22 protein-coding genes and 4 tRNA genes are annotated in these 26,369 nt (G+C 51.8%); 22 read left to right on the top strand and 4 right to left on the bottom strand.

Going from position 1 to position 26,369, the window contains the following annotated elements:
- Positions 1-70: 70 nt before the first annotated feature.
- From icd to KK078_RS14230, 4 genes are all read left to right on the top strand, one after another.
- Positions 71-1,297 carry an NADP-dependent isocitrate dehydrogenase gene (icd, locus tag KK078_RS14245; RefSeq protein ID WP_254090954.1) on the top strand — a complete coding sequence of 409 codons (1,227 nt, stop codon included), beginning with the start codon at positions 71-73 and terminating at the stop codon, positions 1,295-1,297.
- 105 nt (positions 1,298-1,402) lie between these two features.
- Positions 1,403-1,852 carry a hypothetical protein gene (locus tag KK078_RS14240; RefSeq protein WP_254090953.1) on the top strand — a complete coding sequence of 150 codons (450 nt, stop codon included), beginning with the start codon at positions 1,403-1,405 and terminating at the stop codon, positions 1,850-1,852.
- Between the two features lie 396 nt (positions 1,853-2,248).
- Positions 2,249-3,064 carry a hypothetical protein gene (locus KK078_RS14235; RefSeq protein ID WP_254090952.1) on the top strand — a complete coding sequence of 272 codons (816 nt, stop codon included), beginning with the start codon at positions 2,249-2,251 and terminating at the stop codon, positions 3,062-3,064.
- A gap of 21 nt (positions 3,065-3,085) precedes the next feature.
- Positions 3,086-3,607, top strand: a complete 522-nt coding sequence (locus KK078_RS14230) for a hypothetical protein (protein WP_254090951.1) — start codon at positions 3,086-3,088, stop codon at positions 3,605-3,607.
- A gap of 6 nt (positions 3,608-3,613) precedes the next feature.
- Here the strand turns inward: KK078_RS14230 and KK078_RS14225 are convergent, their stop codons facing one another.
- Positions 3,614-5,503 (bottom strand): isocitrate lyase/PEP mutase family protein, encoded by a 1,890-nt coding sequence (locus KK078_RS14225; protein ID WP_254090950.1) that lies wholly within the window; start codon positions 5,501-5,503, stop codon positions 3,614-3,616.
- 754 nt (positions 5,504-6,257) lie between these two features.
- Here KK078_RS14225 and KK078_RS14220 point away from each other — a divergent pair.
- Positions 6,258-7,271, top strand: a complete 1,014-nt coding sequence (locus tag KK078_RS14220; protein ID WP_254090949.1) for a hypothetical protein — start codon at positions 6,258-6,260, stop codon at positions 7,269-7,271.
- A 240-nt stretch (positions 7,272-7,511) separates the two neighbouring features.
- Positions 7,512-8,516, top strand: coding sequence for a virulence RhuM family protein (locus KK078_RS14215; protein ID WP_254090948.1), 1,005 nt, complete (start codon positions 7,512-7,514; stop codon positions 8,514-8,516).
- Here the strand turns inward: KK078_RS14215 and ribH are convergent.
- From ribH to pdhA, 3 genes are all read right to left on the bottom strand, one after another.
- The gene (ribH, locus tag KK078_RS14210) at positions 8,513-8,980 is read right to left on the bottom strand and encodes a 6,7-dimethyl-8-ribityllumazine synthase (RefSeq protein ID WP_254090947.1); all 468 of its coding nucleotides are present in this window, start codon (positions 8,978-8,980) and stop codon (positions 8,513-8,515) included. The two genes, KK078_RS14215 and ribH, sit on opposite strands and share 4 nt — an antisense overlap.
- 75 nt (positions 8,981-9,055) lie before the next feature.
- A complete protein-coding gene (locus tag KK078_RS14205; protein ID WP_254090946.1) occupies positions 9,056-9,745 on the bottom strand; it encodes a YfgM family protein in 690 nt (229 codons plus the stop codon).
- Between the two features lie 80 nt (positions 9,746-9,825).
- Positions 9,826-10,869, bottom strand: coding sequence for a pyruvate dehydrogenase (acetyl-transferring) E1 component subunit alpha (pdhA, locus tag KK078_RS14200; RefSeq protein ID WP_254090945.1), 1,044 nt, complete (start codon positions 10,867-10,869; stop codon positions 9,826-9,828).
- Positions 10,870-10,953: 84 nt separating this feature from the next.
- Between pdhA and recF the strand changes: the two genes are divergently transcribed.
- From recF to KK078_RS14120, 16 genes are all read left to right on the top strand, one after another.
- Positions 10,954-12,048 carry a DNA replication/repair protein RecF gene (recF, locus tag KK078_RS14195; protein WP_254090944.1) on the top strand — a complete coding sequence of 365 codons (1,095 nt, stop codon included), beginning with the start codon at positions 10,954-10,956 and terminating at the stop codon, positions 12,046-12,048.
- 19 nt (positions 12,049-12,067) lie between these two features.
- The gene (locus tag KK078_RS14190) at positions 12,068-12,376 is read left to right on the top strand and encodes a DUF721 domain-containing protein (RefSeq protein ID WP_254090943.1); all 309 of its coding nucleotides are present in this window, start codon (positions 12,068-12,070) and stop codon (positions 12,374-12,376) included.
- Positions 12,377-12,544: 168 nt separating this feature from the next.
- Positions 12,545-12,627 (top strand) — tRNA-Tyr (locus KK078_RS14185).
- A gap of 116 nt (positions 12,628-12,743) precedes the next feature.
- Positions 12,744-12,816 (top strand) — tRNA-Gly (locus KK078_RS14180).
- 73 nt (positions 12,817-12,889) lie between these two features.
- Positions 12,890-12,961: transfer RNA gene (locus KK078_RS14175), tRNA-Thr, on the top strand.
- A gap of 150 nt (positions 12,962-13,111) precedes the next feature.
- Complete coding sequence (gene tuf, locus KK078_RS14170; protein WP_254090942.1) at positions 13,112-14,299, top strand: elongation factor Tu; 1,188 nt, start codon at positions 13,112-13,114, stop codon at positions 14,297-14,299.
- Between the two features lie 198 nt (positions 14,300-14,497).
- Positions 14,498-14,570: transfer RNA gene (locus KK078_RS14165), tRNA-Trp, on the top strand.
- A gap of 28 nt (positions 14,571-14,598) precedes the next feature.
- Complete coding sequence (secE, locus tag KK078_RS14160) at positions 14,599-14,793, top strand: preprotein translocase subunit SecE (RefSeq protein WP_254090941.1); 195 nt, start codon at positions 14,599-14,601, stop codon at positions 14,791-14,793.
- A gap of 10 nt (positions 14,794-14,803) precedes the next feature.
- Positions 14,804-15,361, top strand: a complete 558-nt coding sequence (nusG, locus tag KK078_RS14155; protein ID WP_254090940.1) for a transcription termination/antitermination protein NusG — start codon at positions 14,804-14,806, stop codon at positions 15,359-15,361.
- Positions 15,362-15,367: 6 nt separating this feature from the next.
- Complete coding sequence (gene rplK / locus KK078_RS14150; RefSeq protein ID WP_254090939.1) at positions 15,368-15,811, top strand: 50S ribosomal protein L11; 444 nt, start codon at positions 15,368-15,370, stop codon at positions 15,809-15,811.
- An 8-nt stretch (positions 15,812-15,819) separates the two neighbouring features.
- Positions 15,820-16,518, top strand: coding sequence for a 50S ribosomal protein L1 (gene rplA, locus KK078_RS14145; protein WP_254090938.1), 699 nt, complete (start codon positions 15,820-15,822; stop codon positions 16,516-16,518).
- An 11-nt stretch (positions 16,519-16,529) separates the two neighbouring features.
- Complete coding sequence (gene rplJ, locus KK078_RS14140; protein ID WP_254090937.1) at positions 16,530-17,066, top strand: 50S ribosomal protein L10; 537 nt, start codon at positions 16,530-16,532, stop codon at positions 17,064-17,066.
- 36 nt (positions 17,067-17,102) lie between these two features.
- Complete coding sequence (rplL, locus tag KK078_RS14135) at positions 17,103-17,477, top strand: 50S ribosomal protein L7/L12 (RefSeq protein ID WP_254090936.1); 375 nt, start codon at positions 17,103-17,105, stop codon at positions 17,475-17,477.
- A 163-nt stretch (positions 17,478-17,640) separates the two neighbouring features.
- Entirely contained in the window at positions 17,641-21,513 is a 3,873-nt protein-coding gene (gene rpoB, locus KK078_RS14130; protein ID WP_254090935.1) for a DNA-directed RNA polymerase subunit beta, read from the top strand.
- A gap of 36 nt (positions 21,514-21,549) precedes the next feature.
- Entirely contained in the window at positions 21,550-25,863 is a 4,314-nt protein-coding gene (gene rpoC / locus KK078_RS14125) for a DNA-directed RNA polymerase subunit beta' (RefSeq protein ID WP_254090934.1), read from the top strand.
- 82 nt (positions 25,864-25,945) lie between these two features.
- On the top strand, positions 25,946-26,278 hold the full coding sequence (locus KK078_RS14120; protein WP_254090933.1) for a DUF3467 domain-containing protein: 333 nt from the start codon (positions 25,946-25,948) through the stop codon (positions 26,276-26,278).
- Positions 26,279-26,369: the final 91 nt, after the last annotated feature.

The following is a 26,369-nucleotide window of genomic DNA, read 5'->3' as shown; positions in this document are numbered from 1 at the left end:
CATACGTGAGGACGTGCACACGTACACACCTCAATCACAAACACGCGTAACCAATAAACAATATAGTAAAATGAGCGATCAGAAAATCAGCATCAGCAACGGCAAACTCAATGTGCCCGATAATCCGACGATTCCTTTTATCGAAGGTGACGGTACCGGGGTAGACATCTGGCCGGCATCCAAGTACGTATTCGATAAAGCAGTTGAGAAAGCTTACAACGGCAAACGTAAAATCAACTGGAAGGAGACCCTGGCCGGTGAGAAAGCCTTCAACCAAACCGGCAACTGGCTGCCGGACGAAACGCTGACGATTTTCCGCGAATACCTGGTGGGCATCAAAGGCCCCCTGACAACGCCCGTAGGCGGCGGCATCCGCTCCCTGAACGTGGCCCTGCGCCAGGAGCTCGACCTCTACGCCTGCGTACGGCCCGTACGGTGGTTCAAAGGTGTACCCTCACCGGTAAAAGAACCCCACAAAACCGACATGGTGATCTTCCGGGAAAACACGGAGGATATCTATGCCGGCATCGAGTTCCAGGAAGGTTCTGAAGACGCGAAGAAATTCCTGAAGCTCTTCGAAGACAACTATTCGAAGCTGTATAAGAAGATCCGCTTCCCGCAAACATCGGGTATCGGCATCAAGCCCGTATCGAAAGAAGGCACAGAGCGTTTGGTACGTTCGGCCATTGAGTATGCCATCGCCCAGAAGAAGCCTAGCGTAACCCTGGTGCACAAAGGTAACATCATGAAATTCACCGAAGGTGGTTTCCGCGACTGGGGATATGCCCTGGCGAAAAGCGAGTTCGGTGCAAAAGACCTCGACGGCGGCCCCTGGCAGGTCATTGAAAAAGACGGCCACAAGATCGTCATCAAAGACGCCATCGCCGACGCCTTCCTGCAACAGATCCTGCTGCGTCCCGACGAATATTCAGTAGTAGCCACGTTGAACCTCAACGGCGACTATATCTCCGACGCCCTCGCAGCCATCGTAGGCGGTATCGGTATCGCCCCGGGCGGTAACGTAAACTACAAAACCGGCCACGCCATCTTCGAAGCGACCCACGGCACAGCACCCAAGTACGCCGGCCAGGACAAAGTGAACCCCGGTTCCGTCATCCTGTCGGGCGTTATGATGCTCGAATACATGGGCTGGCAGGAAGCTGCCGACCTGATCATCAAAGGTCTCGAAGGCGCGATCAACAGCAAAAAAGTAACGTACGACTTCCACCGTCTGATGGAAGGCGCCACGCTGCTGAAATGCTCGGAGTTCGGCCAGGAAGTGGTGAAGAACTTCTAGGAATAGAAACACGATAAGTAAAAAGCCGGTTTGTGACCGGCTTTTTTATTTTTATAGTATATAGCATCGACAGGCCGCCTTAACAGTACCAATCATCTTTATAGTATGCTTCAACGTCGAATCATCAAAAAAATGATCCTTGTTTTGGGATGCACGGCGGGCACCGTATTGCTGGGAGGCAGTGCATTTTTGTACAGCAAGTTTCATATCATGCCCTACGACCGGGCATGGTTCCTATCCTACAAGATGGACACCATAGACGTCCACCACACTAACTGGGCCTGCGACTGCGCCGACTTCACCTTTCACAGAACACCCCCGGCAGATGCCGACACAATCCCCGATGCCGACTTCTTCTTTATCGAACCCTCCGATCCATCCTTAGGAGTACGTGAAGCATTCTACGACTCAGGCTACTTTAACCAATACATCCGGCTGACGGGCCGCTTCTATACCGACCTCGGCATCTCGCGATCCTACGAATTAAAGACACCGGAAAAGCCAGAACACGCGCGTGTATTCCGGTATGATAAGATTGAATACGTAGACAAATAATATTTCGGGTGCAGAGTATATCCTCTTGCCTTTAAGGAATGGAGGAAAGCTAGGAATTGCGAGGATTTTATTCTAGCTGAGCATGGAAATTAGTCTGTAGATCGCCCATGCTGTCATAATCAAGCCACCCACCTGGAAGAGGGTCGTCCACTTGGTATAAAAGCGATCACGGGCAGCATCAGAGGCAAATGGTGGAACGTAGATTTTGAATCCGATGAGTGTCATGAGCGACCCTATAATGAGATTAACAATAATGGGATACCATTGTACCATATCTTTTATTTGATTATAACTGGAACGCAATTGCAATTTTACGCAAAAAGTAGATATGTATAAAATCCGCTACAGCATTCACGTCATCGGCTTCGTTGTTGTAATGATTTGTATTTTTGCTGTATGAGACTAAAAATAACTGCGTCCGTCCTGTTCGCTGTAGCGCTACTGACTGCCTGCACCCGTGCACCGGTTTCCCAGGAGGTTCCGTCCACGCCTGCCGCCGACTCCGTTGCGCCCGCCAGCGCCCCCGATAGCCGGTCTTACTTCAAGCGCCAGATAGACCTGCTGGACAGCGTCAGCCTGGCCGGCTATTTCGATCGACAAGGTGATATGCTCGACAGTGTCAACAAGAATATCTACCGGGCACTGGAAGGATTGACAAAGGATGACGCCTATCAGCATGCATCGTTGGGAGAGAAGGACGGCATATCGTACCTGCTATCCGACGACCAAAGGCTCTGCCTGGTTTCGTGGGACACCCGCCTGGGCGGGACCATGATCGACTTTGAGACCGTAGCCATTTATAAGACGGCCGCCGGTACCAAGATCCGGTATCTGGGCGAGGTCGATCCGGAAACATCCGGGCATACCAGTTCACAGACTTATTTTACGAAGCTCTATGCCCTGACGGACATCGATAGCGTTACGACCTATTACGCCTATGGCGTGGGGCAGGCTTCGACGCTACTACCATGGCGCACCCTGCAGGCGTTCCGGGTCGGTGAGGATCTCGACGATACCCTGCCCACCTTCGACGACCGCGAGAACAGCTTCAGCTACGATCTGTCGAAGTTTGATGACAACGATGACATCGCCGACGTTATCTTTGCCGCCAACCCCCGCGACATCCAGGTGCCCGACATCGAAGACGAAGTATCCACCGGCCAATACACACGCTACCGTTTCGCCGACGGCATGTACCGGCGCGTTGAGTAAAGAACACCTAACACGGAAAGTATGACCAATAAAATTCTCCTGACGATCGTTATAATCTTCCTGGTCTGTGCGCTCATAGACCGGCTGTTATCATCCCCTATTGAATTCACATTCGACAACGTCCTGTTCCCCAGCCTGGCGCTGTATACAGGTCTTCTGATAATGCTGATCAATGGGACATTTGTGACCCGGCGCTATTCTACAATAGCCCGGGCAGCTATTGCGGCATACATGCTGGGCATTGTATTTAAAATCATGCACCTGTTAGGAGCAGACCAGATCCTGATCACCTCGTTCGCCTTGTTAATCGTTTTGTATTCCATCCACTTCGTTGCCAAGCGCCCCAAGAACGTACTGGACTATCTGAAAATGCTGACGGTGATCTCTTTTGCATCGACTCCGCTGAGAATGTTGCACCTGGTGTCAGGCGAAACCCGGTATACGTTGGATTTACTCCATACGATAATCTTCTGGATCACATTCCTGGTGTTCCTGATAGTGGAGGGAAAAAAGCTCTGGGCGAAGAAAGTATCAACGCCCTAAGCATGCTTAAAAGAAAGGCGTGAAGCTATTCACGTTCAATACCTCCTTCATTGCCGCTTCCGCCTGCTTGTTTACATAGCGGTAAGCAAAAGGCCCCATGCTGACCCGCTTCAACCCCCAGGACGCCAGCACATCAAAAGCCGGCAGCCCGGGCATACACATCACGCTGACCGGCAACTTCGTCGTGCTCGTCACGGTGCGAATATCTTTTTCCTCGGTCATACAAGGGACAAACAAGCCATGCACACCGGTCTGTTCGTAGAGCCTGGCCCGGGTCGTGGTTTCTTCCAATGCTGTTTCCAGGCCGAGGATAAAACCATCTGTGCGAGTATTGATGAAGAGCTTGATATTTTGCTGCGCCATTTTATTGGTGATGGCCGACAGCTGTTTCTGAAACTCTTCGGCGGGTCGGAGTGTCGCGGTGTTCGGCAGGGTATCCTCGATGTTGATGCCGGCCACGCCGGCGTCGTGGAGCTTCTTGATATTCTCGACGATGCCGTCTGCCGTCCGGGCATAGCCGGCCTCCAGGTCGACCGTTACCGGGATCTTGACGACTTCCGCGGTGCGTCGTGCCAGCCGCAGCAGGTCATCGAATGAAACGTTCTCGCCATCATCGTATCCCAACACCTGCGCTACGGCGTGGCTGGACGTACCCACCGCCGCATAACCGCTTTGTTCGAATAGCCGGGCGCTGTGTACGTCCCAGGTATTGCCCAGTATAAGAGGTTTTTCGTTTTGGTGTAGCTGGCGGAAGGATTCAAAAGCGCTCATAGGATGGATTGTTTTTGTTTCGTAAATCAGTATACACGCAAAGGAAAAAGTAAACGTTGCATTTGTATTGTAAAAATGCGAACAAACTGATTTTTTATCGTCGTCCATCGCATACGTATAGGTCTGAACGTCGACCTTGTCCGCATCCCTTTTCGCGGGGGTATAAACATATGTGACCTTCGGTGTCTGATGAGATGTTTGGGTGTTCGCAGCAGCGGTGGGTTCTTCCGGTGCGTTGCGTTCTACGGGTTCGGCTCCGGGAAGATCATTCACGTTGGACGTCTCTTTACCGGGCAAGATATCTTCTGTCAAACCGTCCCTCCCGCGTAATGCCAGGATCTTGGCGGCGCCGTAACGCTTCACTTCCTGGATTTTTCCGTTCTCCCGAAAGGCGCCGTACTCGATGCCGACCGATAACATCAGCGTCCATCGTTCGTCCGGCGGCAAAGCATCTGTTGCTATCGTCAGCGTACTCGCCGGCATACCCTCCAGCGAAGGGAACCACTCCGTGGATACTTCCCGCGAGTAAAATTTCGGAGAGTACCAGGCTGGCGGTAAATATTCTTTTTTCTGTATATTGAATATCATGTCCGGCACAATGCCCAATGTTACCACGACGCGGAACATGGCATGACTGTTTTGCGGAAAATAGTTGATGCTTCGCTGCAGCGCGGGGATATCCACCTGCGCGGTGCGTGTGGCGCGATCGATCGTGTAGTATAAAGGGTTGCGTATGACCGAATCGAATGTGGGATTGATTTCATTCAGTGGAAACCCCTCGAGGATGCGCGCATGTTCGGAGAGTATAATGTTGCGTTTTCCCCACTCGCCGGTACCGTCTTGTAATTGTACCTGGCGCATCAGGCTGTTGATGTCGCTGCCGAAGTTATAGTCCGAGAGGTTGCGCAGCTGGTGCAACGCCAGGCGTACGTGGCGGCCCATGCGTGAGCAGCCGCCAAATTCAGACATCGTACGGCGAACGTTGGCGAAATTTTCGCTTTTGTGGATGTGTTCCGGTCGGGGACCGCCCTTGCGGCGCACAATGATCTTATCAAAACCACGCATGCGATACGCACTCAGGTCGGCCAGTTTACCGGTGAAAGTGATTCCTTCGAGAAAGGGCATAACAATGTAAATTGTGTGAAACGAATGATTTAACCTACAACAGCCGCCGGGTCATAACGGATGTATAAAACGAATATACAAAGGTGGAGCTAACAGCCTATAATATGGATAGTTTAAATTTTAAGGAAAAATTTATTACCAGCAGATATTCAATACCTTATATAGTATTGGATATCTATTGATATAAACTTACTGAACTATTGAATATCTATTCAATATTCTGGCTTATACTAGAGCTTATACCAGAGTTTTCTGGTTCGGGTGGAAGGGGAACACATTGGCTAGGGCATCGTGTGGCGGACTGGGCGTTGGGAATGTCATGCGCTCGCGCGTAAGGCGGCGGTAGAAAGAGAATGATCGGTCGAAATCGGCCGGCCCGACGCCGAGGAACTTAAAGCCGAATCACCGACACACTTTAAAAAAGTTACCGGGACTTTTTTCAACTCCTCGCCCTTGGAAATATGTGCGTGGAAGCTTCTCGGCCAAATCGAGGCTGTTTGCGTAAACGATCATCGATAATAAGTGTGAGGTGCGTCTTACAAAGGGCGAAGCGGGCCGATTCATACAATTATCTTCTCCGAATGTTCAATGATTTGTATAGTCCGGAAAGCTTCCAATTATTTATATTTAAAGATATCTAAAAGGTAGGCGGCTATTCGCTGATGTACCTACATATTAATATTGTGCTTGCGCCGTACGTCATTCTCGTGACGAAAGATATAGATCCCGCGTACAAATTATAACCCTTACAAATATGAAAAAAGGATTACTAACCGCGATCGCATGGGTATGCGTATCGTTTTTAAATCATGCTCTGGCACAGCAGAAGCGTACGGTACACCTGGTGGGATTTACCAATGAAAAAAACGATGCCGCGGTATATTGGAAGGATGGTGTCCTGACGGCACTTCCGGTCGACGCTGGTTTCTCCAAGTCCAAAGCGCATGGCATTTGTGTCAACGGCGGTGACGTGCACATTGTAGGATTTCAAAGTAACGGCAGCGAACCAACGGTGCGTTATTGGAAGAACGCGATCCCGGCATCGATCACATCAAACGGTGCCTTTCTGGAAGATGTAGCCGTGGCGGGCAGTGATGTATACATCGTCGGTAAGGAGTACGATAAAAAGGGCAATCGCTTTGCACAGTATTGGAAGAACGGCCAGCCGTCTACGTTAAACAAGAAGAAGACCGGTGAGATCTACGGACTGACCGTAGCCGGCAGCGATGTGTATATCATCGGAACGGAGAAGGCATCGGAGAAAAACAAGTATAACTATTACACTACCGTTATTACGTATTGGAAGAATGGTGTTCCTACCTCGGTGTCGAGTGGTGAAACGGACGCCGTGGGATACGATGTATTTGTATCCGGAAATGATGTTTATGTCGCCGGTACGGAGCGCAGCCCGGCGATCGACGCGGCCAAGTACTGGAAGAACGGCACGGCGGTGATGCTGACCGACGGCAAGAAAGATGCCAGCGCGAAAGGTATCTGCGTATCGGGCAACGACGTGTATGTGGTAGGCTATACCACGCCGGAGGCAAAGTATACCGCTACGCTGTGGAAAAACGGTGTGGCGACGGAGCTTGCCCCTCGTACCGTGTCGTCGGCTGCGCAGAAGGTGGTCGTGGTAGACGGCGATGTATATGTGGCCGGCTATGAAGTGGTGAATTCGAAACCCGTGGCGCGGTGCTGGAAGAACGGCGTACCGATGGAGATAGACGGCGGCAACGGTTCTATGGCCATGGCATTGTTTGTGGAGTAAAAAATGACGTGATAAGGATATAGAAAAAGGCCCCGGATCCGGGGCTTTTTTGTTTTAGAGAGCTCAGCGTTCTGATGGTGAGGGCAAGGATGACGGAACCTTGTTGCGATGTGTTTTTACGATTTGAATATTGTAGATTAACAACTTTCAATATTTTTGAGAAGGAGACGTCGTGGATATTTGAGCCCGACGGAGGCTATTTCCTGGATGGAGGCTATTTAAACAAATTGGGATTTAGTTATGAACGCATCAGACATCATATTTTATACCGACCCGAAAGGTCATGTGCGGGTAGAGGTTTATTACGAAGACGAGACTTTTTGGCTGTCGCAAAAGCGATTGGCGGAATTGTTTGATGTTGAAATCCAGACAATTAACTACCATCTCAAGGAAATTTTCAAAACCGGCGAGCTGGAAGAAGAGCCAACTATTCGAAAAATTCGAATAGTTCAAACGGAGGGGAACAGGCAGGTTTCGCGGGAAGTCGACTTTTACAACCTGGATGCAGTAATAGCCGTGGGTTACCGGGTAAACAGCCTCCAAGCGACGCAATTCCGTATTTGGGCAACCAAGACGCTGCGGGAATATATCATCAAAGGCTTTGTACTGGACGATGAGCGACTGAAGCAAGGGCAGCGGTTTGGCAAAGATTACTTTGACGAATTACTGGAGCGCATCCGCGAGATCCGGGCCAGTGAGCGGCGCTTTTATCAGAAGATAACCGACATCTACGCGCAATGCAGCATTGACTACGATGCGAAAGCCGATACAACACGCCGCTTTTACAAGGCGGTACAGAATAAATTACACTGGGCCATTACCGGGCAAACGGCAGCGGAGCTGATTGCGCAGCGTGCCAATACTTCCAAACCGAATATGGGGTTGACCACCTGGAAAAATGCACCGGATGGTAAGATCCAGAAGACGGATGTTACCGTAGCGAAAAACTACCTGGACGAACGGGAAATCCGCGAGCTGAACCGTGTCGTAACAATGTATCTGGACTATGCGGAAAATCAGGCGGCCCGGCAGATACCGATGAAGATGACCGATTGGATCACTAAACTGGATGCCTTCCTGCAGTTCAATGAATATGAATTGTTAAAGGATGGCGGACGTATATCCCATGCGATAGCGCAGGAACTGGCTGTCAAAGCCTTTGATGAGTACCGGGTGATCCAGGATCGTAACTATGAAAGTGATTTCGACCGTGAATTGAAGGGGCTTAAAAAGCAAGCCCCTTAGAAATTCAACATCTTAATCGCGGTGAGGGCGGCCTCTTCGCCTTTGTTGCCGTGTTTGCCGCCGGCGCGGTCGAAGGCTTGTTGTTTGTCGAGCGTTGTCAGCACACCGAAGATGACGGGCTTGCGGGTCTTGATGTTTACCTCGGTGATGCCGTAAGCAACGGCCTGGCAGATGTAATCGAAGTGCGGGGTCTCGCCCTGGATGACGCAGCCCAGGCAGAGCACGGCGTCGATGTTCTTTTCTTCAGCTTGCCAGAGGGCGCCGAGGGTAAGCTCGAAAGTGCCGGGCACGTTCTTGCGGATGATATCCTTTTTCTTAACGCCGTGGCTGAGCAACGACTCCACGGCGCCGCTATAGAGCGCTTCGGTGATTTCTGAGTTCCATTCCGCCACGACGATGGCGAATTTCTTTTTCGAGAGGTCTACACTGCTTTCTACACTTCCTGATGTTAATGAACCGGCCATCTGCAGGGTGGGGGTTAGGGTATAAATAAAAAAAGGATAGAAAATTCTATCCTTTCAAAAGTACGGTAAAATACCTTAGGAATTGGGCTCCAGTCTCGCGCGGAATTTGCGGGCGTTCTGGAACTCGGACGACTCCCAGTACTGATTAATGATCTTATCATACACCTCCCGGGCCTTGTCGTTCTGGTTTGCCTTCTCGTAGGCGAGGGCTTCCTTCATGAGGTAGGTGGGAGAGAAATATTTGTTCTCTTTGTAGTTGGCGGCCTTGTTGTAGAATTTGGCGGCGTCGTCATATTTTTCTTCTTCCATGTACGTGTCGCCGATGAGGCTGTACGCACGGGCCTGTACCAGCAGGTCGTTTGAGCTGAAGTCTTCCAGGTGGAGACGCGACAGCGCGAACTTACCTTGTTTGAGGTAGGCTACGCCGGCGTAGAAGTTGGCCAGCTTGGCCGCGTCGGTCATGGCGTAGTCGTCGATGATGGCTTTGAAGCCAAGGGCGTTGCCGTCGCCGTTCAGGGCCAGGTTGAGGCTGTCCTGCTCGAAATAATACACCGCCTGGAACATTTCGCGCTGGGCTTCTTCGTCTTGTCCGTTTTTCCAGTATTGGAAGCCAAAGTACCCGCCTACTGCCAGGAGCAGCACGACGGCGATTCCGATGAAGAGTTTGGAATTGTTCTCAACCCAGCTTTCGGCCCCCTCCAGTGTTTCCCGGATCGCTTCCGGATTTTCCAGCAGTTCGTGCTTGTGTTCTGTTTTCTTAGCCATTGTATTCTATATAAAAGCCCTCCTGGGGTCAGGAGGGCTGCAAAACTACAAATTAGATCATATTAAACAAAAGCCTGGCCTTAGTCCAGTACAAACGGGTAGTCCTGTTGTACGTAAACGTCGGTCAGTGCTTCAGAAGGATCGGGGAACTTCGATTCTTCCGCGAATTTCACGCTTTCTTCGACCGTTTGGACGATTTTGGTATCGATGTCCTCCAGGTCCTTTTCCGTCGCAAATTTCTTTTCGAGGATGGTTTTGCGTACCGCTTCGATCGGATCGCGTTGTTTGTATTGTTCTACCTCTTCTTTGCTGCGGTATTTCTGCGGGTCGGACATGGAGTGTCCTTTGTAGCGGTAGGTTCTGAACTCCAGCAGGGTAGGGCCTTCACCGGCGCGGGCACGCTCGGCGGCGTTGGCCACGGCGATGTGTACGGCTTCTACGTCCATGGCATTGACCGGTTCGGCGGGCATGTCATAGGCTTCGGCCAGGGTGTACAGCTCGTGTACGTTCGATGTGCGCTCTACGGAAGTACCCATGGCGTAGCCATTGTTTTCGATACAGAAGATAACGGGCAGTTTCCAGAGCATAGCCAGGTTGAGGGCCTCGTGGAAGGCACCCTGACGCACGGCGCCGTCGCCCATGTATGTGATGCAGAGGTTGCCGGTCTTATTATATTTTTCGGCGAAGGCGATGCCGGCGCCCATGGGCACTTGCGCGCCTACGATGCCGTGACCCCCTACGAAGCCGACAGATTTGTCAAAAATGTGCATGGAACCGCCTTTACCTTTGGTTGTGCCGGTCTCTTTGCCGTACAGCTCGGCCATGATAGCCTTCGGGTCGGTGCCCAGTGCCAGGGGATGGCCGTGGTCGCGGTAAGCGGTGATCCACTTATCGCCTTTTCTCAGGGCGGAAGCGGCGCCGGAAGCACATGCTTCCTGTCCTATATACAAGTGGCAAAATCCTTTGATCTTCTGCATGCCGTACAGCTGTCCTGCTTTCTCCTCGAACTTGCGCATGAGCTGCATGCTCTCATACCAATACAGGTAGGTCTCTTTCGAGAATTCTGTCTTTCCGCCCTTTTTTGCCGCGGCAGGCTCGCTTTTAGCTTTTGTTGTCGTAGCCATATCCCTATTTTTGATCCGGTTTTTATCCGAGTTGCGAAATTAACCCCCCAACGAACATTCGCCAAACTTTCCCGGCAATTCCTGATGTACCTTGCGAAACTTCATGTGCTGAATTTTAAGAATTACGAGGAATGCAACCTGGATTTTTCGCCCTCGGTAAATGTTTTTGTGGGCAAGAACGGCAGCGGCAAAACAAACCTGCTGGATGCCATTTATTCGCTCGCGTTCACCAAAAGCGCCTTTGCCTCGTCCGACCAGCAGTGCATCCGTGCCGGCCAGGGCGCCTTCATGGTCAAGGGCTATTTTGACAAGGAGGGGCGCGAGCACGAGCTGGTCAGCGCCGTGCAGGTGGGCACCAAAAAGGTCTTTCGCGAAGACCAGCAGGACTATGCCAGGCTGAGCGACCACATCGGCAAGTACCCGGTGATCTTACTGGCGCCCGACGACGTGGACCTGGTGCGGGAGAGCAGCGAGGAGCGGCGTAAGTTTTTTGATGGAATTATCGCGCAAGTAGATAAGCGTTACCTGGAGGCGCTCATACAATACAATCAGGCCCTGAAGCAGCGCAACAGCCTGCTGCGCATGTTCCAGGAGCGCGGCACGGCCGACTGGGTCATGCTCGAGTCATACGACCACGTGCTGATACAGGCCGGGCAGGTGATCTTCACGCGCCGCGAGGCGTTTGCCGCCGAGTTCCTGCCGGTGTTCCAGAAGTTTTACCGGTTCATTGTCGACGCGGTGGAAGAGACGGACCTGCAGTATGTATCGACGCTGCACGAAACGGACCTGGCCAGCGGGCTGCTGAAGAACCGGCAGAAAGACCTGGCGCTGCAGCGCACCAGCGTGGGTATACATCGCGACGATTACCAGTTTACGCTGGGGGGCGGCGATTTGAAACGATTGGGCTCGCAGGGACAACAAAAGTCATTTGTGATCGCGCTGAAGCTGGCGCAATACGAGGTGATGCTGCTGCACAAGGGATTTAAGCCAGTATTATTATTGGATGATATTTTCGACAAGCTGGACGACTATCGCATCGCGCGGTTGCTGGAATTGGTGAAGGGCGATCTGGGGCAGTTGTTTATTACCGATGCACGGCCGGACCGCACGGCGGCGTTGCTGAAGTCGATCGACGTGGCGGCGCGGGTGTTTACGGTAGACCGTGGCGAGATCCGCTAACTTCTTTTACCTTTGCGGCATGTCGAAACGGTACAAAAGCGGGAAGGAGGATATTCAATCGGTAGGCGATGCCATCCGGAATATGTTGAATTCGTATCAGCTGACGACCCGGTTTGACGAGGCCAACCTGATCGACTCGTGGGAGCGGGTGGCGGGGCGGCCGATCGCGCGGCGCACGAAGAAGCTGTACATTCGGAATAAGGTGTTGTTTGTAGAATTCGATTCGCCGACGATGCGTCATGATTTTTCGCTCTACCGGGCGCAGGTGCTGGACATGTTCAAAAAAGAGTTTGGTGCGGGGGTGATTACGGAGATCGTTGCCATGTAAACGTGTGGAAAGGACAGGATGGAGCAGAAAAATTCTTAAAGATTTGAGGAAATTTTTCACAGAAGTTTTGAAAAAGTGTAAAAGCGTATAATTTTGCACTCCTGTTTTTGAAGGGCCTCTAAAAAGGGCAAAAAAACAGGAATCGTTCTTACGTTTTATTGAAAGATTGGGGGAATACCAAAGCGGCCAACTGGGACAGACTGTAAATCTGTTGTCTTACGACTTCATAGGTTCGAATCCTATTTCCCCCACAAGCCGAGAACAGGCGAGGTCAACGGGAAGCATACCCGCTTCAACGAGCCTTTGCGAAAGCACGGTGTACGGCGTTCAAACGCACGGACGCCTTCGCTGAAGCTACGGCGTACAAGCGGGAGTAGCTCAGTTGGTAGAGCGATAGCCTTCCAAGCTATAGGTCGCGGGTTCGAGCCTCGTCTCCCGCTCTTCGGAGCTGTTGTCCGTTAGACGTTTGCTGCAAGTTTTTGCAGTTGACGGATAACGTGTGACGGCTGTAATGCTGTTGTAGCTCAGTGGTAGAGCACTTCCTTGGTAAGGAAGAGGTCGTGAGTTCAATCCTCATCAACAGCTCTCTGGAAAGTGTTGATTTGTTCATTCGTTAATGAGTTGATTTGTTACGGAATCACTGAATTAACCGATAGCCGATCAACGAATTGACATAGAACAGAACTTTAATAACTAACACTATTTACTTTAAAACTTTAACTGGGATTTTCAAATATGGCTAAAGAAACATTTGATCGTTCGAAACCCCACGTGAACGTGGGTACTATCGGTCACGTTGACCACGGCAAAACCACGCTGACAGCTGCAATTACAAAAGTACTTGCAAACAAAGGCCTTGCTTCTATGCGTGACTTCTCTTCTATCGACAACGCTCCGGAAGAAAAAGAGCGCGGTATTACTATCAATACCTCGCACGTGGAATACGCAACTGAAAACAGACACTACGCGCACGTAGACTGTCCGGGTCACGCTGACTATGTGAAGAACATGGTTACGGGTGCTGCCCAGATGGACGGTGCGATCCTCGTAGTAGCTGCTACTGACGGTCCGATGCCCCAAACACGCGAGCACATCCTGCTGGCCCGCCAGGTAGGTGTACCTGCGCTGGTAGTGTTCATGAACAAGGTTGACCTTGTTGACGACGCTGAGCTGCTGGATCTCGTAGAAATGGAAGTTCGCGAACTGATGTCTGCTTATAACTTCCCTGGCGACACCATGCCGGTGATCCGCGGATCTGCTCTTGGCGCGCTGAACGGCGAGCCGAAGTGGGTTGAGAAAGTAGAAGAACTGATGAAAGCGGTTGACGAATACATCCCGCTGCCGGTTCGTCTGATCGACAAAGACTTCCTGATGCCTGTAGAAGACGTGTTCTCGATCACAGGTCGTGGTACCGTTGCTACCGGTCGTATCGAACGCGGTGTTGTTAACACTGGCGATGCTGTTGAGATCCTCGGTATGGGTGCAGAAAACCTGAAGTCTACTATCACGGGTGTGGAAATGTTCCGTAAGATCCTCGACAGAGGTGAAGCCGGTGACAACGTAGGTCTGCTCCTCCGCGGTATTGAAAAAGAGCAAATCCGTCGTGGTATGGTTATCTGTAAGCCTGGTTCGGTTAAGCCGCACGCTAAGTTCAAGGCTGAAGTGTACGTACTGTCGAAAGAAGAAGGTGGCCGTCACACGCCGTTCTTCAACAAATACCGTCCTCAATTCTATTTCCGTACGACGGACGTTACAGGTGAGGTGAAACTCCCTGCCGGTGTGGAAATGGTTATGCCTGGCGACAACATCTCGATCGAAGTTGAGCTGATCAACGCGATTGCGATGGAAAAAGGTCTGCGTTTCGCTATCCGTGAAGGTGGCCGTACCGTAGGATCGGGTCAGGTAACTGACATCGTCGACTAATCGACTGATAATCAATATTAAAGCGTTCTTGGAATAATTTTCAAGAACGCTTTTATTTTCCTGGCAATTCTTCTATTTTTGCAGTCCCTTTTTGGGCCGAGTGACATCGGCATGGGTCTCAAGGTGTTGGAGGGGGGAAATTAAATAAACGGGTGTACTCATCCCGATAGTTATCGGGAGGTAGAGTAAACTCAAAAAACGGGTGTAGCTCAATTGGTAGAGTAGTGGTCTCCAAAACCATTGGCTGGGAGTTCGAGTCTCTCCACCCGTGCTAGAATCGAGGTTAAAACCAGAACCCTATGGAGAAGTTAAAAACCTATTTTGCAGAATCGTGGGACGAGATCAAGAACAAAGTGACTTGGTCAAAGTACAGCGAATTGCAGGGAAGTGCCATCCTGGTGCTGGTGGCGTCGACAGTTTTTGCACTGGTGATTGGTGCGATCGACTGGGTTTTCAAGACCGGTCTTCAGATCTATTACAAAGGCGAATTTTAATTAAAAGGCAATGGGCGAGCTGAAATGGTATGTTCTCAGGGTCGTCAGTGGCCAGGAAAAGAAGGTTAAATCTTACCTGGAGACTGAGATCGAGCGTTCCAAGCTGGTGGATTTTATCCCCCAGGTGCTGATCCCATCCGAAAAAGTATATGAAATGAGAAACGGAAAGAAGCGTGTTCGTGAGCGCAACTTTTTTCCGGGTTACGTACTCGTTTCAGCAGATCTCTCGAATGGGGAGGCTTATCACGCGGTGAACACAATTCCCGGTGTGATCGGTTTTCTCGGCAACAACGGCACCGGGGCTTCCAAGGATCCAGTATCTCTTCGTCAATCAGAGGTTAACCGGATTCTCGGTAAAGTTGAAGAGATTGACGAGCTCGATGAAAAACTCGAGACACCATTTATCAAAGGTGAGTCCGTGAAAGTAATGGATGGTCCATTCAGCGGGTTTACCGGAACGGTTGAGGAGATTTTTGAAGACAAGAAGAAACTCAACGTAATGGTGAAGATTTTTGGCCGGAACACTCCGGTGGAATTAAGTTACATGCAGGTAGAAAAGCTAGAATAAGATAACATGGCAAAAGAGATTATTGGTTATCTGAAATTACAGGTAAAGGGCGGGGCAGCAAACCCGGCACCTCCGATTGGTCCTGCGTTGGGTTCCAAAGGTCTGAACATCATGGACTTTTGTAAGCAATTCAATGCTCGTACGCAAGACAAGCCCGGACAAGTGCTTCCCGTTTTGATCAGCATCTACAACGACAAGTCGTTTGATTTTGTGATCAAGACGCCCCCCGCAGCGAACCTGATTTTGGACGCCGCAAAGAAGCAAAAAGGCTCTGCTGAGCCGAATCGCAGCAAGGTGGGCTCTATTACCTGGGATCAGGTGAAGGCCATCGCAGAAACCAAAATGCCTGACCTCAATGCCTTCAAGGTTGAGTCGGCCATGAAAATGGTGGCAGGTACTGCAAGAAGCTTAGGTATTACGGTATCAGGAACTGCCCCTTGGGATAAATAATTAAGGCAATGGCGAAAATTTCAAAAAACAGAAAAGCAGTCCTTGCTAAAGTAGACCGGGAGAAAGAATACTCTCTCGAAGATGCAGCAAAGGTTTTAAAGGACATCACCTTTACAAAATTTGACGCGTCGGTTGATCTGGATATTCGCTTGGGTGTAGACCCGAAGAAGTCTGATCAAATGGTACGTGGCGTGGTGGCGTTGCCCCACGGTATCGGTAAAGATGTTCGTGTATTGGTGCTTTGCACGCCTGACAAAGTTCAGGATGCGAAAGACGCCGGCGCGGATCACGTAGGTCTGGATGACTATATCCAGAAGATCGAAGGTGGCTGGACGGATATCGATGTGATCATCTGTACACCTACTGTTATGGCAAAGGTTGGTAAGCTGGGTAAAGTACTCGGTCCGAGAGGCCTCATGCCGAATCCTAAATCAGGAACTGTTACGCTCGAAGTCGGTAAAGCCGTGAAAGAAGTAAAAGCGGGTAAGATCGACTTCAAAATTGATAAGCAAGGTATCATTCACGTCGGCATTGGCAGAGCTTCCTTCTCGGCTGATAAAATCCGGGACAATGCTGTGGAAATGATCAATGTTGTTGCCAAACTGAAACCGTCCTCTGCGAAAGGTGAGTACTTCAAAAGCATCACCATTTCGACAACCATGAGTCCGGGTCTGACGGTTGACAAAAACTCTATTGCTGGCATTTAAGCATCAACGACATGACCAGAGAAGAAAAAGCACAGATTATCGAAGAGCTTTCAGAGAAGTTTGCCAACAATGCCCACTTCTATATTACTGATGCAGGTGGTTTCACCGTAGCACAGATCAATAATTTTAGAAGACTGTGTTTCAAAAGCGGTATCGAATACAAAGTGTATAAGAACACCTTGATTCGCAAAGCGCTGGAGAAGCAAGAAGGCACTGACTACTCACCTTTGTTCGGCGCGCTTGCGGGTTTCTCAGGAGTAATGTTCTCCAAAGAGATCGGCAACCTGCCTGCGAAGATCATTAAAGAGTTTCGTCAGAAAATGGAAGGCAAGCCTGTTTTGAAAGCGGCTTCCATCAACTCCGACTTGTTTGTTGGAGATGAAAACCTCACTACGCTGGCCGAGCTGAAGTCGAAGAACGAGCTTATTGGCGATGTTATTGCAGCCCTGCAAGCACCTGCCAAGAACCTGGTTTCTGCACTTCAAAATGGCGGCAAGAACACCGTGGCCGGCCTTGTAAAAGCGCTGGAAGAACGCGGAAACAAATAATTAATTACTTACCTAGAATTCTTAAAACTTACAAAAATGGCTGATATTAAAGCACTCGGAGATCAACTCGTTGAACTCACTGTTAAAGAAGTTACCGAACTGGCAGCATACCTGAAAGATACCTATGGTATCGAGCCTGCTGCTGCTGCAGTTGTAGCTGCTGGTCCTGCTGCTGGTGGCGCTGCTGCTGCCGCTGAAAAGACTAACTTTGACGTGGTCCTGAAAGCCCCTGGCGCTAACAAGCTTCAAATCGTGAAACTGGTGAAAGACCTGACAGGTCTTGGCCTGAAAGAAGCTAAAGACGTGGTAGACGGCGCTCCGAAGACTATCAAAGAAGGCTTACCGAAGGACGAAGCTGAGAACCTGAAGAAGCAACTCGTTGAGGCTGGTGCCGAAGTTGAGCTGAAGTAATTCTTCTGCAGACGAAGAGTACCGTCTGAAAGCTTCGGTTAGACCCTGTGTCTTTCCCGACCCTGTAAAAGCAGGGTCGGGATGGACAGGGTCTATTCCTGTTTGTACTCACTATTTCTTATTGTTCTCCGTCCGGGATCAAAGAACTTAAACGTTAAACACCTTGGCAAAGAAGACTATTAACGGTAGAATCGACTTCTCAGGCATTGAGAAGATCCTCGAATACCCCGATTTTCTGGACCTTCAACTCCAGTCTTTCAAAGATTTCTTACAGATTGAAACGCCAGCCGAAAAAAGACAGAATGAAGGTCTTTATAAGGTTTTTGCAGAAAATTTCCCGATCAGCGATTCGCGTGAAAACTTCGTGCTGGAGTTTGTAGACTATACGATCGATCCGCCGAAGTACTCGGTTGACGAGTGCATCGACCGCGGGTTGACATTCTCCGTACCCCTGAAGGCCAAGCTTCGCCTGACCTGCAACGACGAGGATAACGAAGATTTTGAGACCATTGAGCAAGAAGTGTTCCTCGGCAACATCCCGTACATGACCGAGAAGGGATCCTTCGTGATCAATGGCGCCGAGCGTGTAATTGTGTCGCAGCTGCACCGTTCACCCGGTGTATTTTTTGCGATGAGCAAGCACACCAACGGTACCAAACTGTACTCTGCCCGGATCATCCCGTTCAAAGGCTCGTGGATCGAGTTCGCGACGGACGTGAACGCGGTGATGTACGCTTACATCGACCGGAAGAAAAAATTCCCCGTAACCACCCTGCTCCGCGCGATCGGGTATGGTTCGGATAAAGATATCCTCGACCTCTTCGGCCTGTCTGAAGAAGTGGAGGCGAACAAAAACACGCTCAAGAAAATTGTCGGCCGCAAGCTGGCAGCCCGGGTGCTGAAGACCTGGACGGAAGACTTCGTGGACGAGGATACCGGTGAAGTGGTGTCGATCGACCGTAACGAAGTGTTGCTGGAGCGCGATCACAGCATCGAAGCGGAAGATGTAGACATCATCGTAGAGTCAGGTGTGAAATCCATTATTTTACACCGCGACGATATCAACATCGCCGACTACAACATCATCTTCAACACGCTGGCAAAAGATACTTCCAACTCGGAGAAAGAGGCTGTGGAGTATATTTATCGCCAGCTGCGGAATACCGAAGCTCCGGACGAGCAAACGGCCCGTGATATCATCAACAGCTTGTTCTTTAGCGAGAAGCGTTATGACCTGGGCGAAGTCGGCCGTTACCGGATCAACAAAAAACTCGGCCTGGACATCAGCTCCGACCAGCGCGTACTGACGAAAGAGGATATCATCCTGATCGTGAAGTACCTGATCGGCCTGATCAACTCCAAGGCGCTGATCGACGACATCGACCACTTGAGCAACCGTCGCGTACGTACAGTAGGCGAGCAGTTGTATTCACAGTTCGGTGTAGGTCTGGCGCGTATGGCCCGTACGATCAAAGAAAGAATGAACGTACGCGACAACGAAGACTTCAAGCCGGTGGACCTGATCAACGCGCGTACGCTGTCGTCGGTGATCAACTCGTTCTTCGGCACGAACCAGCTGTCGCAGTTCATGGACCAAACCAACCCGCTGGCCGAGATCACGCACAAGCGTCGGATGTCGGCCCTCGGTCCCGGTGGTCTGTCGCGCGAGCGTGCAGGCTTCGAGGTTCGGGACGTGCACTATACGCACTACGGCCGTCTGTGTACGATCGAAACGCCGGAAGGTCCGAACATCGGTCTGATCTCGTCTCTCTGCGTTCACGCCAAGGTGAACAAGATGGGCTTTATCGAGACACCGTACCGCCGCGTGGAAGATGGTAAAGTGAAAGTAAAAGACCCGGTTGTGTTCCTCACAGCCGAGGAAGAAGATACAAACTACATCGCGCAGGCCAAGATGAAACTGAAGCCTACCGGTGAGTTTATCGACGAGAAGATGAAGGCGCGTTTCGAGGGTGACTTCCCCGTGATCGAGCCGAAGGATCTGAAGTATATGGACATTGCGCCGAACCAGATCGTGTCGGTGGCCGCATCGATGATCCCCTTCCTGGAGCACGACGATGCGAACCGTGCGCTCATGGGCTCGAACATGCAACGCCAGGCGGTACCGCTCATGCGGCCGCAGGCGCCGATCGTGGGTACCGGTCTCGAAGGCCGTGTCGCCCTGGATTCACGCGCGCTGGTATTGGCAGAAGGCGATGGCGTGGTAGACTTCGTGGATGCGAAGAAGATCACGATCAAATACGAAATTACCGAGGAGCAACGCCTGGTAAGCTTCGACAACGAATTTCGCACGTACAACCTGATCAAGTTCAGAAGAACCAACCAGGATACCTGTATCAACCTGACCCCGCTGGTGTTCAAAGGCCAGAAGGTGGTAAAAGGCCAGCCGCTGTGCCAGGGGTATGCTACCCAGAACGGCGAGCTTGCCCTCGGCCGCAACCTGCTGGTGGCATACATGCCGTGGCAGGGGTACAACTTCGAGGATGCGATCGTAATCTCGGAGAAAGTGGTACAAGACGACGTGTATACGTCGATCCACATCGAAGAATTCGAGCTGGAAGTACGCGACACGAAGCGTGGTGAAGAAGAGCTTACTTCGGAGATCCCGAACGTGAGCGAGGAGGCGGTGAAGAACCTCGATGAGAACGGTATCATCCGCGTGGGTGCAGAAGTTCGCGAAGGCGACATCCTGATCGGTAAGATCACCCCGAAAGGTGAGACCGACCCGACGCCGGAAGAAAAACTGCTCCGTGCGATCTTCGGTGATAAGGCCGGTGATGTGAAAGATGCTTCGATGAAGGCACCTCCGTCACTGAAAGGTGTGGTTATCGACACGAAACTCTTCTCCCGTCCGAAGCGCGACAAAGATGTGCGCACGAAGTCGAAGAAGGAGCTGGATGCCCTGAAGAACAAGTACAGCAAGCAGCTGTCCGATCTCCGCGAGGAAATGATCAAGAAGCTGTCGACGCTGCTGAACGGCAAGACCAGCAACGGTGTGAAGCACAAGTTCGGTGATGAGTTAGTGAGCAAAGGTGTTAAGTTCTCTGCGAAAGTGATCGAGAACAACCTGTTCCCCGACAAGAACATCTACCGCGACGAAAGCAACTACAACGTTCCGGAAGAAGTGAACCTGATCTCCGACGTAAGCCTGGAAAACTGGACGAGCGAGGAGCACACCAACGAGCTGATCGGCCAGACGGTGAAGTACTATATCATCAAACGCAACACCTTTGCCGGCGAATTCAAGCGCGAGCGCTTTACGCTGGAGGTTGGTGACGAGCTGCCGACGGGTATCGTACAGCTGGCGAAAGTATACATTGCCAAGAAGCGCAAGCTGAAGGTAGGTGATAAGATGGCGGGTCGCCACGGTAACAAGGGTGTTGTGGCGCGTATCGTACGCGAGGAAGACATGCCGTTCCTGGAAGATGGCACACCGGTAGACATCTGTTTGAACCCGCTGGGCGTACCGTCGCGTATGAACCTGGGTCAGATCTATGAAACGGTACTGGCGTGGGCCGGTCTGAAGCTGGGCCGCAAGTATGCGACGCCGATCTTCGACGGTGCATCGCTGGACGAAGTACAAGCCGAGCTGAAAGAAGCGGGTCTGCCTCCTTACGGTCGTACCTATCTGTACGACGGTCTGACGGGCGACAAGTTCGACCAGCCGGTAACGGTAGGAGTGGCGTACATGCTGAAACTCGGTCACCTGGTGGACGATAAGATGCACGCACGTTCCATCGGGCCTTACTCGCTCATCACGCAGCAACCGCTGGGTGGTAAGGCGCAGTTCGGTGGCCAGCGTTTCGGAGAGATGGAGGTATGGGCGATCGAGGCCTTCGGTGCTTCGAACATCCTGCAGGAGATCCTGACCATCAAGTCCGACGACGTGATCGGCCGCGCGAAGGCGTACGAGGCGATTGTGAAGGGCGAGAACATGCGCAAACCGAATATTCCTGAGTCGTTCAACGTGTTGGTGCACGAGCTCAGAGGTTTGGCGCTGGAGATCACCATGGACTAATTACTGGGGTATATATCATAACTGAAAACTTACACTATGTCTTTCAGAAAGAATAAAAAGATCAACAACGACTTCTCCAAGATCACCATCAGCCTGGCCTCTCCGGAATCTATTCTGGAGAGCTCACACGGCGAGGTTACGCAGCCGGAGACGATCAACTACAGAACCTACAAGCCCGAAATGGGCGGGTTGTTCTGCGAGCGGATCTTCGGTCCCGTAAAAGACTGGGAGTGTCATTGTGGAAAATATAAGCGTATACGCTACAAGGGCATCATTTGCGACCGCTGCGGTGTAGAAGTAACCGAGAAGAAGGTTCGTCGCGAGCGCATGGGCCATATCGAGCTGGTGGTACCGGTGGCACACATCTGGTATTTCCGCTCGCTGCCGAACAAGATCGGCTACCTGCTCGGCCTTCCTACGAAGAAGCTCGACCAGATCATTTACTACGAGCGTTACGTGGTGATCCAACCCGGTGTGAAAGAAGAAGACGGCGTGAACCGCCTCGACTTCCTGACCGAAGAGGAGTACCTGGACATTATCGACAAGCTGCCCCGCGAGAACCAATTGCTGGACGACAACGATCCGAAGAAGTTCATCGCCAAGATGGGTGCCGACGCGCTGGAAATGCTGCTGTCGCGCACACAGCTGGACACGCTGTCATACGAACTGCGCCACCAGGCCGCTACCGATACATCGCAGCAGCGTAAGGCTGAAGCGTTGAAGCGCCTGAAAGTAGTGGAAGCATTCCGTGACGCGAAGACTCGTATTGAGAACAAGCCTGAGTGGATGGTAATTAAAATGGTGCCGGTGATTCCGCCGGAACTGCGTCCGCTCGTGCCCCTGGATGGTGGCCGTTTTGCAACCTCCGACCTGAACGATCTGTATCGTCGTGTGATCATCCGGAACAACCGTCTGAAGCGTCTGATCGACATCAAGGCGCCGGAAGTGATCCTGCGGAACGAGAAGCGTATGTTGCAGGAGGCTGTCGACTCGCTGTTCGACAACTCACGTAAGGTGAACGCGGTACGTTCCGATGGTAACCGTGCCCTGAAGTCCCTCAGCGACATGCTGAAAGGTAAGCAAGGCCGTTTCCGTCAGAACCTGCTCGGTAAGCGTGTTGACTACTCGGGTCGTTCGGTTATCGTCGTAGGCCCTGAGCTGAAGCTGCACGAGTGCGGTCTGCCCAAGGATATGGCGGCGGAATTGTTCAAGCCATTCATCATTCGCAAGCTGATCGAAAGAGGTATTGTGAAGACAGTGAAGTCGGCCAAGAAGATCGTCGACCGCAAAGACCCTGTGATCTGGGATATCCTGGAGAACGTACTGAAGGGCCACCCTGTACTGCTGAACCGTGCCCCTACGTTGCACAGACTGGGTATCCAGGCCTTCCAGCCGAAGCTGATCGAAGGTAAGGCTATTCAGCTGCACCCGCTGGTGTGTACGGCCTTCAACGCCGACTTTGACGGTGACCAGATGGCGGTGCACGTACCGCTTGGCCAGGAGGCTATCCTGGAAGCGTCGCTGCTCATGCTGTCGTCGCACAACATCCTGAACCCTGCCAACGGCGCGCCGATCACGGTACCGTCGCAGGACATGGTGTTGGGTCTGTACTACCTGACCAAAGGTCGCAAGAGCACGCCGGAGTATCCGATCAAGGGCGAAGGCAAGCGTTACTACTCGGCTGCCGAGGTGGTGATCGCTTTCAATGAAGGTAAACTGTCGAAGCACGCCCTGATCAAGGTTCGTGCGAACGTAAAAGATAAAAAGACCGGCGAGCTGTCGTACAAGATGATCGACACCGTTGCAGGACGGGTGATCTTCAACCAGTTCGTGCCGGAGGAAGTCGGTTTCGTGGATGAGCTGCTGACGAAGAAAAAGCTGCAGACGATCATTTCCGACATCTACAAATTTGCCGGCCAGTCGAAGACTGCGAAGTTCCTGGATGATATCAAGGAGCTCGGGTTCCAGATGGCGTACAAAGGCGGTTTGTCGATGGGTCTGAACGATGTAAACGTACCGGCTGAGAAAGAAGTGATGGTGGCCAATGCCCAGGAGGAAGTTGATGCCGTATGGAACAACTATATGATGGGTCTGATCACCGACAACGAGCGTTACAACCAGGTGATCGATATCTGGACCCGTACCAACACGATGTTGACCAGCACGCTGATGAAGCAGCTGGAAGACGATCAGCAAGGGTTCAACTCGATCTACATGATGATGCACTCCGGTGCACGGGGTTCGCGCGAGCAGATCCGCCAGCTGGGCGGTATGCGCGGTCTGATGGCGAAGCCGCAGAAGAACCTTGCCGGTTCGGTAGGCTCGATCATCGAGAACCCGATCCTCTCGAACTTCAAAGAAGGTCTGGACGTATTGGAGTACTTTATCTCGACGCACGGTGCGCGGAAAGGTCTGGCCGATACGGCGTTGAAGACGGCCGATGCCGGTTATCTGACACGTCGTCTCGTAGACGTAGCGCAAGATCTCGTCGTCTCTGAAGAGGACTGCGGTACACTGCGTGGTCTGAAGGTAACGGCGCTGAAAGACAACGAAGATATCGTGGAGCCGCTGTCGGAGCGTATCCTGGGCCGTGTGACTGTACACGACATCTACGATCCGCTGACGGACGAGCTTGTATGCGGTGCGAACGAAGAGATCACCGACGAGATCGCGAAGCGTATTGAAGAAACCAATATTGAAGAAGTCGAGATCCGCTCGTTGCTGACGTGCGAGTCGAAAGTGGGTGGCTGTGCGAAATGCTACGGCCGCAACCTGGCGACGGGCAAGATGGTACAGGCGGGTGAGGCTGTGGGTGTAATCGCTGCACAGTCCATCGGTGAGCCGGGTACTCAGCTGACACTGCGTACCTTCCACGTGGGTGGTACGGCATCGAACATCGCGGTGGAAGCAAACATCAAGGCGAAGTTCAGCGGTATCCTCGAGTTCGAAGGTGTGCGGGTGATCGAGACCACCGACAACGAGAACAACCCGGTGCAAGTGGTGATGGGCCGTACGGGTGAGATCCGGATCGTGGACAACGACCGTACCCGTGTGCTGATCACGAACCACGTGCCGTACGGTGCGTTCCTGAAGGTGAAGGATGGCCAGAAGGTTGAGAAAGGCGAAGAGCTTTGCTTCTGGGATCCGTATAACGCGGTGATCCTGTCGGAGTTCGACGGTGTTATCGAATACGAATCCATCATCGAAGGCGTGACGTTCAAAGAGGAATCGGACGAGCAGACCGGTCACCGTGAGAAGGTAATTACCGAAACACGCGATAAGACCAAGAACCCTGCCGTGGTGGTAAAAGGTAAGACAGATACAAAAGGATATAACATTCCGGTAGGCGCTCACTTGGCGGTAGACGCGGGTGAGAAGATCAAGGCCGGTACGGTACTGGCGAAGATCCCGCGTACGATGGGTAAGTCACGCGACATCACGGGTGGTCTGCCGCGTGTAACGGAATTGTTCGAAGCGCGTAACCCTTCGAACCCGGCGGTTGTATCGGAGATCGACGGTGTGGTGACCTATGGAGGTATCAAACGCGGTAACCGCGAGATCTTCATCGAGTCACGCGACGGTGTTCAGAAACGCTACCTGGTGCCGCTGTCGAAGCACATCCTGGTTCAGGACAACGACTTCGTGAAAGCTGGTCAGCCGCTGTCTGACGGTTCTATTACACCTTCAGACATCCTGTCGATCAAAGGCCCCACAGCGGTACAAGAGTACCTGGTGAACGAGATCCAGGAAGTATACCGTCTGCAGGGTGTGAAGATCAACGACAAGCACATCGAGGCGATCGTAAGCCAGATGATGCAGAAGGTGGAAATCCTCGATCCGGGTGATACCAGCTTCCTGCCGGGCGAGTATGTTGACAAGCTGCAGTTCCGCGAAGACAACGACGCGATCCTGGATAAGAAAGTGGTGGTTGACGCCGGTGATTCAGCGAACCTGAAACCAGGCCAGATCATTACAGGACGTGAGTTCCGCGATGAGAATTCGTTGCTGCGCCGCAAAGACCAGAAGCTGGTAGAGGTACGCGACGCGCTGGCGGCCGTATCGAGACCGACGCTGCAGGGTATCACGCAGGCGTCTTTGAAGACGGAAAGCTGGCTGTCGGCGGCATCCTTCCAGGAAACGACGAAGGTGTTGAGCGAAGCGGCGATCCGCGGCAAGACGGACTGGTTGAACGGATTGAAAGAGAACGTTATCGTAGGGCACCTGATCCCTGCCGGTACAGGTCAACGTCGCTTTGCCGACCTGATCGTTACCCACAAAGACGAGTACGATTCGCTGGTGAATGCACCGGAGCGTACGACGCGCGACCGTGAAAAGGAGCTTCAGGACTGATACGATTTATTAAATGACTATGAATCGTGCGGATGTGCGGCCTTCGGGTGCCATCCGCACGTTTTTTTACTTGTGAGCATTTATGGCAGAAGACAAGAACAAGCAGCAGCAGGCGCAGCAAGGTCAGATCAACATCGAGCTGACGGAGGAGATCGCGGAGGGGATTTATTCGAACCTGGCGATGATTGCGCACTCGAACAGCGAGTTCGTGATCGATTTTATCCGGTTGATGCCGGGGGTGCCAAAGGCGAAGGTGAAGTCGCGGATCGTGATCACGCCGGAGCATGCCAAGCGTCTGCTACAGGCGTTGAAAGACAACATAGACAAATACGAAGCGAGCTTCGGGGCGATCAAGCGTACCGACGACATGCCCAAGTTTCCCATGAATTTTGGGGGTGCGGTGGGTGAAGCCTGAAAAACCGGGTATGGCGGTGCGTTAAGAATTCTTTAAATCGGCTGCCGGAACACGTATTTGTCTCATTATTAGGCCATCTTGCACAAAAATA

Origin of the sequence: Dawidia soli (assembly GCF_018598185.1) — a bacterium.
GTDB classification, from domain to species: Bacteria; Bacteroidota; Bacteroidia; order Cytophagales; family Cyclobacteriaceae; genus Ohtaekwangia; species Ohtaekwangia soli.
The sequence above is the reverse complement of the archived record's forward strand: the minus strand, read 5'-3'. Positions and strand labels throughout refer to the sequence as shown.

What these genes read in the sequence shown, in the direction of transcription:
- KK078_RS14235 (WP_254090952.1), top strand. Translation starts at nt 2,249, where the DNA reads ATGAGACTAAAAATAACTGCGTCCGTCCTGTTCGCTGTAGCGCTACTG.
- tuf (WP_254090942.1), top strand. Translation starts at nt 13,112, where the DNA reads ATGGCTAAAGAAACATTTGATCGTTCGAAACCCCACGTGAACGTGGGT.
- icd (WP_254090954.1), top strand. Translation starts at nt 71, where the DNA reads ATGAGCGATCAGAAAATCAGCATCAGCAACGGCAAACTCAATGTGCCC.
- nusG (WP_254090940.1), top strand. Translation starts at nt 14,804, where the DNA reads ATGGGCGAGCTGAAATGGTATGTTCTCAGGGTCGTCAGTGGCCAGGAA.
- KK078_RS14190 (WP_254090943.1), top strand. Translation starts at nt 12,068, where the DNA reads ATGTCGAAACGGTACAAAAGCGGGAAGGAGGATATTCAATCGGTAGGC.
- secE (WP_254090941.1), top strand. Translation starts at nt 14,599, where the DNA reads ATGGAGAAGTTAAAAACCTATTTTGCAGAATCGTGGGACGAGATCAAG.
- KK078_RS14215 (WP_254090948.1), top strand. Translation starts at nt 7,512, where the DNA reads ATGAACGCATCAGACATCATATTTTATACCGACCCGAAAGGTCATGTG.
- KK078_RS14120 (WP_254090933.1), top strand. Translation starts at nt 25,946, where the DNA reads ATGGCAGAAGACAAGAACAAGCAGCAGCAGGCGCAGCAAGGTCAGATC.
- rplL (WP_254090936.1), top strand. Translation starts at nt 17,103, where the DNA reads ATGGCTGATATTAAAGCACTCGGAGATCAACTCGTTGAACTCACTGTT.
- KK078_RS14240 (WP_254090953.1), top strand. Translation starts at nt 1,403, where the DNA reads ATGCTTCAACGTCGAATCATCAAAAAAATGATCCTTGTTTTGGGATGC.
- pdhA (WP_254090945.1), bottom strand. Translation starts at nt 10,869, where the DNA reads ATGGCTACGACAACAAAAGCTAAAAGCGAGCCTGCCGCGGCAAAAAAG.
- recF (WP_254090944.1), top strand. Translation starts at nt 10,954, where the DNA reads ATGTACCTTGCGAAACTTCATGTGCTGAATTTTAAGAATTACGAGGAA.
- rplK (WP_254090939.1), top strand. Translation starts at nt 15,368, where the DNA reads ATGGCAAAAGAGATTATTGGTTATCTGAAATTACAGGTAAAGGGCGGG.
- rplJ (WP_254090937.1), top strand. Translation starts at nt 16,530, where the DNA reads ATGACCAGAGAAGAAAAAGCACAGATTATCGAAGAGCTTTCAGAGAAG.
- rplA (WP_254090938.1), top strand. Translation starts at nt 15,820, where the DNA reads ATGGCGAAAATTTCAAAAAACAGAAAAGCAGTCCTTGCTAAAGTAGAC.
- KK078_RS14230 (WP_254090951.1), top strand. Translation starts at nt 3,086, where the DNA reads ATGACCAATAAAATTCTCCTGACGATCGTTATAATCTTCCTGGTCTGT.
- KK078_RS14220 (WP_254090949.1), top strand. Translation starts at nt 6,258, where the DNA reads ATGAAAAAAGGATTACTAACCGCGATCGCATGGGTATGCGTATCGTTT.
- KK078_RS14225 (WP_254090950.1), bottom strand. Translation starts at nt 5,503, where the DNA reads ATGCCCTTTCTCGAAGGAATCACTTTCACCGGTAAACTGGCCGACCTG.
- rpoC (WP_254090934.1), top strand. Translation starts at nt 21,550, where the DNA reads ATGTCTTTCAGAAAGAATAAAAAGATCAACAACGACTTCTCCAAGATC.
- ribH (WP_254090947.1), bottom strand. Translation starts at nt 8,980, where the DNA reads ATGGCCGGTTCATTAACATCAGGAAGTGTAGAAAGCAGTGTAGACCTC.
- KK078_RS14205 (WP_254090946.1), bottom strand. Translation starts at nt 9,745, where the DNA reads ATGGCTAAGAAAACAGAACACAAGCACGAACTGCTGGAAAATCCGGAA.